We start from the raw sequence: 6,195 nt of genomic DNA on the forward strand, positions 1-6,195 counted from the left end.
CATGGCCGACAACCGACGCTGGTGGGCTCTGGTCGTCATCGCACTGGCCCAGCTCATGGTCGTGCTCGACATGACCATCGTCAACATCGCGCTCCCCTCCGCCCAGGTCGCTCTGCACATGTCCGACGGCAACCGGCAGTGGGTGATCACCGCCTACACCCTGGCCTTCGGCGGACTGCTCCTGCTCGGCGGCCGGATCGCCGACCTGGCCGGACGCAGGGTGGCGTTCATGACCGGCCTGGTCGGCTTCGCGGCCGCCTCCGCGCTCGGCGGGGCCGCGGTGAACCAGGGGATGCTGTTCGGGGCGCGGGCCCTGCAGGGCGTGTTCGCCGCGCTGCTCGCGCCGGCCGCGCTGTCGCTGCTCGCGACGACGTTCACCGACCCGAAGGAGCGCGGGAAGGCGTTCGGCATCTTCGGCGCCATCATCGGCGCGGGCGCCGCGGTCGGGCTGCTCGCCGGCGGCTTCCTCACCCAGTACCTGGACTGGCGCTGGTGCCTGTACGTCAACGTGCCCATCGCGCTGGTCGCCTTCGCCGGTGCCTGGGCCCTGCTGCCCGCCGGCGGCAGGCATCCCGACGCCCGCCTCGACGTCCCCGGCGCCCTGCTCGGCTCGGCCGGCATGCTCTCCCTGGTCTACGGCTTCTCCGAGGCGGAGTCCCGGAGCTGGACCGACGGCCTGGTCCTGACGCTGCTGATCGGCGGGGTCGCGCTGCTCGGCCTCTTCGGGTACTGGCAGACCCGCGCCCCGGTCCCGCTGCTCCCGATGACCGTCGTGCGCGACCGGCAGCGCATCGGCGCGTTCCTCACCGTGCTGCTGGTGACCGTCGGCATGTTCGGCGTCTTCCTCTTCCTGACGTACTACATGCAACGCGTCCTCGGCTACTCGCCCGTGAAGACCGGCGTCGCCTATCTCCCCATCACGGTCGGCATGGTCACCGGCTCCACCCAGGTCGCCGCCCGGCTCCTGCACCGGGTGCCACCCCGGGTGCTGATGGTGCCCGGGCTGCTGCTGGCGGCCGGGGCGCTGGCGCTGATAGCCCAGGTCGGGGTCGAACCGGCGTACGCCTCGCACATCCTGCCCGGCATGCTGATGCTCGGCCTCGGCATGGGCACGGCGATGATGACCTCCGTCTCCCTGGCCACCGGCAACGTCGCCCCGCGCGACTCGGGCGCGGCCTCGGCCACCTTCAACACCGCCCAGCAGGTGGGAGGTTCGATCGGCACGGCCCTGCTCAACACCATCGCCGCGAGCGTCACCACCCGGTACGCCACCGCACACGCCGCGAGCGTCCCGGACAAGGCGCTGCTGGCCGCGAAGGCCGCCGTGCACGGCTTCAACGTGGCCACCTGGTGGGCGCTGGCCGCGCTGCTGCTCGGTGCCCTGATCGCCGGGGTGGTCGTGAACGCGGACCGGGCCCCCACCCCGCAGGCCCCGCAGGAACGGGCCCCGGAACCGGTGGACTCGGCCACCTGATCCGCCCGCCGGCGCGGACGCCGGCCGTGCCCTTCCCGTGTGACGTTCCGGTGCGCCGCGGCGCTGGTGATCGTAAGGGCCGCGCGCACCGGGCACAGGTGTCGCACGGCGGCACGGCACCGCACGGGCTCGGGTTCGCAGAGCCCGCTTCGCACTCGGCACGGACGAGGACCGCGTTGGGCCAGGGAGGGGAAACCCGCCGCGTACCGGAGTACGACGGCGAGCTCGGCGCGGCCGTGGCGCGCGCCCAGGAGGGCGACGAGTCCGCCTTCGCGGTCGCCTACCGGCTGGTGCAGCCCGGTCTGCTCGGTTATCTCCGGGGGATCGTCGGGAACGACGCCGAGGACGTGGCCGCCGACGCCTGGCTGGAGATCGCCCGGGACCTGGGGCAATTCCGGGGCGACGGGGCCGGCTTCCGGGGCTGGACGGCGACCGTCGCCCGGCACCGGGCCCTGGACCATCTGCGCCGGCAGCGGGTCCGGCCCCGCCCGTCGGCGCCCGAGCACGAACTGCTGGACCTGCCCGGCCGCCACAGCACCCACGACCAGGCGCTGGAAGCACTCTCCACCGAGCGCGCCCTCGCGCTGGTCCGCTCACTGCCCCGGGACCAGGCCGAGGCCGTGCTGCTGCGCGTCGTGGTCGGCCTCGACGCGCCCGCCGCCGCCCGCGTCCTCGGCAAGCGCCCGGGCGCGGTGCGCACCGCCGCGCACCGCGGGCTGAAGGCGCTGGCCCGGCGGTTGGGTGTCACGGACGCGACGCGGGCGGCCGGCCAGGACGGTCGGCCGCTGGATCGGGAGGAACCGGGACATGAGTGAACGGCACGGCCGCGAGGCCGACCGCGGCCGTCGGCCCGCGCACCCCGGCGTCACGGTGCCCGGCGCCGAGCCCTTGCTGGAGGCACTGCTCGCCGCCGCCGTCCGCGTGCCCGGCGTCGAACCCGAGGGCGAGCGGCGCGCGGTGGCCGCCTTCCGCACCGCCCGCGACACCGGCACCCGCCGCCCACGCACCCGGCGCCGTGACGACTGGCGGCGATGAGCCGAAGCGGGCCGGTCCGGCAGTTCCGCTGTTCGGCAGGAGGCACCGGGGCCGGGACGGCCACGGCCGACCGGCGGCCGGGCGCGGCGGACGACGTTGCGTCCTCCGGGCGGAGGGAGGTGCCACGGAGACGGCCGGGGCCGCCACCCCCCACAGGAGAGGCCCCGGCCGTCGCGCGGCACGGGCCGCGCGGCGGCCCGTACTCTGTTCAGCGCCATGAGTGCGTTTTCTGTCACACCTCAGGGCGTCACGAGTTAGTTGCACTTTGTACGGACGTGGACGGCGAGCGGTTTCAGGTCGTAACGTGCAGTTCGCGCCGGGCCGCGGAGGACGCATGACCACCGCAACCATCTGCGTCCCGACTGCCGCAACCATCAGTTGAGGAACCACGACGGCGAGAACCACGTCCGCGAGAGCGGCGCCGGATGAGGCGCAAAGAGGGATCGGGTGCTGGGGGACGACGCGGAGTTGACCGCCGCGGTACGTGCTGCACAGGACGGGGACGAGGCCGCGTTCCGCATCGTCTATCGCGCGGTGCAGCCCCGCCTGCTCGGATACGTCCGCACGCTGGTCGGCGAGCCGGACGCCGAGGACGTCGCCTCCGAGGCCTGGCTGCAGATCGCCCGCGACCTCGACCGGTTCAGCGGCGACGCGGACCGGTTCCGCGGCTGGGCCGCCCGGATCGCCCGCAACCGCGCCCTCGACCACATACGGATGCGTGGCCGCCGTCCCGCGATCGGCGGCGACGAGACGGAACTGACCGGCCGGGCCGCCGAGTCGGACACCGCAGGCGAGGCCATCGAGGCGCTGACCACCGACTCCACCCTCTCCCTCATCGCCCGGCTGCCGCAGGACCAGGCCGAGGCCGTCGTCCTCAGGGTCGTCATGGGCCTCGACGCCAAGACCGCCGCCGACACCCTCGGCAAGCGCGCCGGCGCGGTGCGGACGGCAGCGCACCGGGGGTTGAAGAGACTCGCCGAGCTGCTCGGCGCCGACCCCGAGACGGCAGGCGTCCTGGACGCGCTCCCACCCCAGCGAGAACCGAACGCTCGTGCGGTGACGTCCGCGAGTGTGACGCATACGCGTTCGCGGACGCAGAAGGACATGTGATGGCCGACGAGCAGTACAAGTGGCTGAACCGGGTGACGGCGGAACGTCTGCTGCGCGGTGAGTCGCTCGAAGCTGTCGATGCCTCCGCCCGTGACCAGGCAGAACGCCTCGCCGACACGCTGGGCGCGCTCTCCGCGCCGGCGACACCGGCCGCCGCGGAACTCCCCGGCGAGGAGGCCGCGGTGGCTGCCTTCCGCAAAGCGCGCGAATCCGCCGAGGACGCCAGGACCACCGCGGCCGCGCCGACCGGTGCGGTCACCCGGCCGCGCCGGGGTGCCCGGGACGCCGACGCCGGCCTCTTCCGGATCGGTGCCGGCTCCCGGTCGGCCCGGGTCCCGGGCTGGGCCCGCCCCGCACGGCTCGGCCTCGCCGCCGCGCTGACCGCCGGCATGCTCGGCGGGGTCGCGGTGGCCGCGGGCACCGGGGTGCTGCCGACGCCGTTCGAGGACCACCACCCGGGCCCGGCCGCCTCCGTCTCCGCCGCCGGTACCCCCGCACGCCCACAGGGCTCGCAGTCGCCCGAGTCGCTGCTCGGCGGCGAGACCCGGACGCCTTCCTCCGGAGCCGCCTCCGGGCGGCCCTCGCCCGACCCGTCCGGCAAGCGGAAGAACCGGGACACCGGCTCGACGGGCGTCCCCGTCGGCGGGTGGAGCGGTGCCCTGACGTCCTGCCGCGCGATCCGCAACGGCAAGTCCCTGGGCGCCGACCGCAGGCATGCCCTGGAGGGACTGGCGGGCGGCCGCGGCCGGGTGGACAAGTTCTGCAAGGCCGTCCTCGACATCGGGCTGAACGACAAGGACGGCGTCGCCCGCGACGGCAAGGGCGACGACAACACCCGGGGCGGGCGGCACGACGGTCAGGGCGACGGCATCGGCCCGGGCGACGGCGACGGCCGGCCGGGCCGGGGCTTCGGCGGCGGCAAGGACGGCGGTTGGGGCAACGACCACCGCCAGGACGGCGTGGCCACCCCCGCACCGACCGCCTTCGCGTCCCCGCGGCCCGACCGGCCCGGTACCCCGCCCAGCCCCACGTACAGCGCGCTTTGACCTTTACGCACCGCTGTGACCTGCGTTTTTGAAAGTCCCTGAACTTTTTTTCCGCAGGGTGTGACGTTTTCGGCGGCGGCGACGCAGTACAGGGTGAGCCGACTGGTCATCGGCCGTCGCACAGAGCCGGGGTTCCCCCCGTACCCGTGGCTCGTGCATCGGCGCGGGCGGGACACGTTCCCCCGGTCCCGCCCGCGCCCCGAACGTCACCCGCCGGTCCCCGTTCACCAGGAGACGACGACCTTGTCGCCGTTGCGCACCTGCGCGAACAGAGCCGCGATCGCCGTCTCGTCCCGCACGTTGACGCACCCGTGCGAGCCGCCCGCGTAGCCCCGGGCCGCGAAGTCGTAGGAGTAGTGCACCGCCTGCCCGCCGCTGAAGAACATCGCGTAGGGCATCGGCGAGTGGTAGAGCGTCGACACGTGGTGGCGGGACTTCCAGTAGACGTGGAACACACCCTCACGGGTCGGGGTGTACTGCGCCCCGAACCGCACCGACATCGTCGACACCGTGCGCCCGTCGATCATCCAGCGCAGAGTCCGGCTGGTCTTGTTGATGCACAGCACCCGTCCGGTCAGGCACCGCGCATCGGGTGCGGCGGCCGGCTGACCGCCCATCAGGTACAGCTCCCACTTTCCCGGCCTGTGCGTCATCCGGACCAGCCGCTGCCAGGTCACGGCGTCGGTCTCGCCCGTCCGCGGCAGTCCGCGCCTGCCCTGGAAGCCCTCGACGGCCTGGGCGGTGAGGTCGTCGTAGGTCCCCGTCGGCCCGTCGAACAGCCAGGCGACCTGGCGCAGCCGGGCCTGGAGCTCACGGACGCCGGTGCCGGTGTCGCCGCGGGTGTACACGATGTGCGGCGGGACCGTCTCGACGGCGGACGGTGAGGGGGCGGGCGAGGCGGGCGCGGTGGAGCCGGCCGCGGTGGACGTGGTGGGGCGGGTGGGTGCCGGGCCGTGCGGGAGGTCGATGCGGACGGGTGAGTGCCCCTTGGCGTCCCCGCCGCCCGCCGACTGCACCGTGCACCCGCACAGCACGGCGAGTAGGGCGGCCAGGATTCCCGAATACCGCGAGACCTTCATGCCGAGGATGCTTCCCCGCGTGACCGCCGCCGAACAAGAGGGCATCGTGGGAACCGACAGTCGTACCGGCGTACCGGTGTATCGGCGTACTGCGGAGGTCACCCGTCATGGTCCGTGAATCGGAGTCCGGACTGCCCGTCGAGCCCGTCTACGGGCCGGGGGACCTGGCGGGCTGGGACCCGGCCCGCAGCCTCGGCGACCCGGGGGCGTACCCCTTCACCAGGGGCGTCTACCCGACGATGTACACCGGGCGCCCCTGGACCATGCGCCAGTACGCCGGGTTCGGCACGGCCGCGGAGTCGAACGCCCGGTACCGCCAGCTCATCGCACACGGCACCACCGGTCTCTCCGTCGCCTTCGACCTGCCCACCCAGATGGGGTACGACTCGGACGCGCAACTGGCCCATGGTGAGGTCGGCAAGGTGGGTGTGGCGATCGACTCGGTGGACGA

At 74.0% G+C, this 6,195-nt stretch carries 7 protein-coding genes; 6 read left to right on the forward strand and 1 reads right to left on the reverse strand.

Annotated elements, in window-relative coordinates:
• Position 1: 1 nt before the first annotated feature.
• The 5 genes from AB0472_RS38845 to AB0472_RS38865 all read left to right on the forward strand — a co-directional run bounded on the left by AB0472_RS38845 (position 2) and on the right by AB0472_RS38865 (position 4,665).
• Positions 2-1,474: a DHA2 family efflux MFS transporter permease subunit gene (locus AB0472_RS38845; protein WP_366363867.1), complete on the forward strand. Its 1,473-nt coding sequence runs from the start codon at positions 2-4 to the stop codon at positions 1,472-1,474.
• 176 nt (positions 1,475-1,650) lie between these two features.
• Entirely contained in the window at positions 1,651-2,289 is a 639-nt protein-coding gene (locus AB0472_RS38850) for an RNA polymerase sigma factor (RefSeq protein ID WP_366363869.1), read from the forward strand.
• The gene (locus AB0472_RS38855; protein ID WP_366363870.1) at positions 2,282-2,509 is read left to right on the forward strand and encodes a hypothetical protein; all 228 of its coding nucleotides are present in this window, start codon (positions 2,282-2,284) and stop codon (positions 2,507-2,509) included. The genes AB0472_RS38850 and AB0472_RS38855 overlap by 8 nt, the downstream gene beginning before the upstream one ends.
• A 447-nt stretch (positions 2,510-2,956) precedes the next feature.
• Positions 2,957-3,619, forward strand: a complete 663-nt coding sequence (locus tag AB0472_RS38860; RefSeq protein ID WP_366363872.1) for an RNA polymerase sigma factor — start codon at positions 2,957-2,959, stop codon at positions 3,617-3,619.
• A complete protein-coding gene (locus AB0472_RS38865; RefSeq protein ID WP_366363874.1) occupies positions 3,619-4,665 on the forward strand; it encodes a hypothetical protein in 1,047 nt (348 codons plus the stop codon). Before AB0472_RS38860 ends, AB0472_RS38865 begins: the two co-directional genes overlap by 1 nt.
• 224 nt (positions 4,666-4,889) lie before the next feature.
• Here the strand turns inward: AB0472_RS38865 and AB0472_RS38870 are convergent, their stop codons facing one another.
• Positions 4,890-5,744, reverse strand: a complete 855-nt coding sequence (locus AB0472_RS38870) for a L,D-transpeptidase family protein (RefSeq protein ID WP_366363876.1) — start codon at positions 5,742-5,744, stop codon at positions 4,890-4,892.
• 107 nt (positions 5,745-5,851) lie between these two features.
• On the opposite strand from AB0472_RS38870, the gene AB0472_RS38875 reads away from it, so the two are divergent.
• The coding region (locus AB0472_RS38875; protein WP_366363878.1) for a methylmalonyl-CoA mutase family protein at positions 5,852-6,195 on the forward strand (344 nt) is incomplete at its 3' end.

This window comes from Streptomyces sp. NPDC086777 (genome assembly GCF_040702065.1).
Classification (GTDB): Bacteria; Actinomycetota; Actinomycetes; order Streptomycetales; family Streptomycetaceae; genus Streptomyces.

What these genes read in the sequence shown, in the direction of transcription:
- AB0472_RS38855 (WP_366363870.1), top strand. Translation starts at nt 2,282, where the DNA reads ATGAGTGAACGGCACGGCCGCGAGGCCGACCGCGGCCGTCGGCCCGCG.
- AB0472_RS38845 (WP_366363867.1), top strand. Translation starts at nt 2, where the DNA reads ATGGCCGACAACCGACGCTGGTGGGCTCTGGTCGTCATCGCACTGGCC.
- AB0472_RS38870 (WP_366363876.1), bottom strand. Translation starts at nt 5,744, where the DNA reads ATGAAGGTCTCGCGGTATTCGGGAATCCTGGCCGCCCTACTCGCCGTG.
- AB0472_RS38865 (WP_366363874.1), top strand. Translation starts at nt 3,619, where the DNA reads ATGGCCGACGAGCAGTACAAGTGGCTGAACCGGGTGACGGCGGAACGT.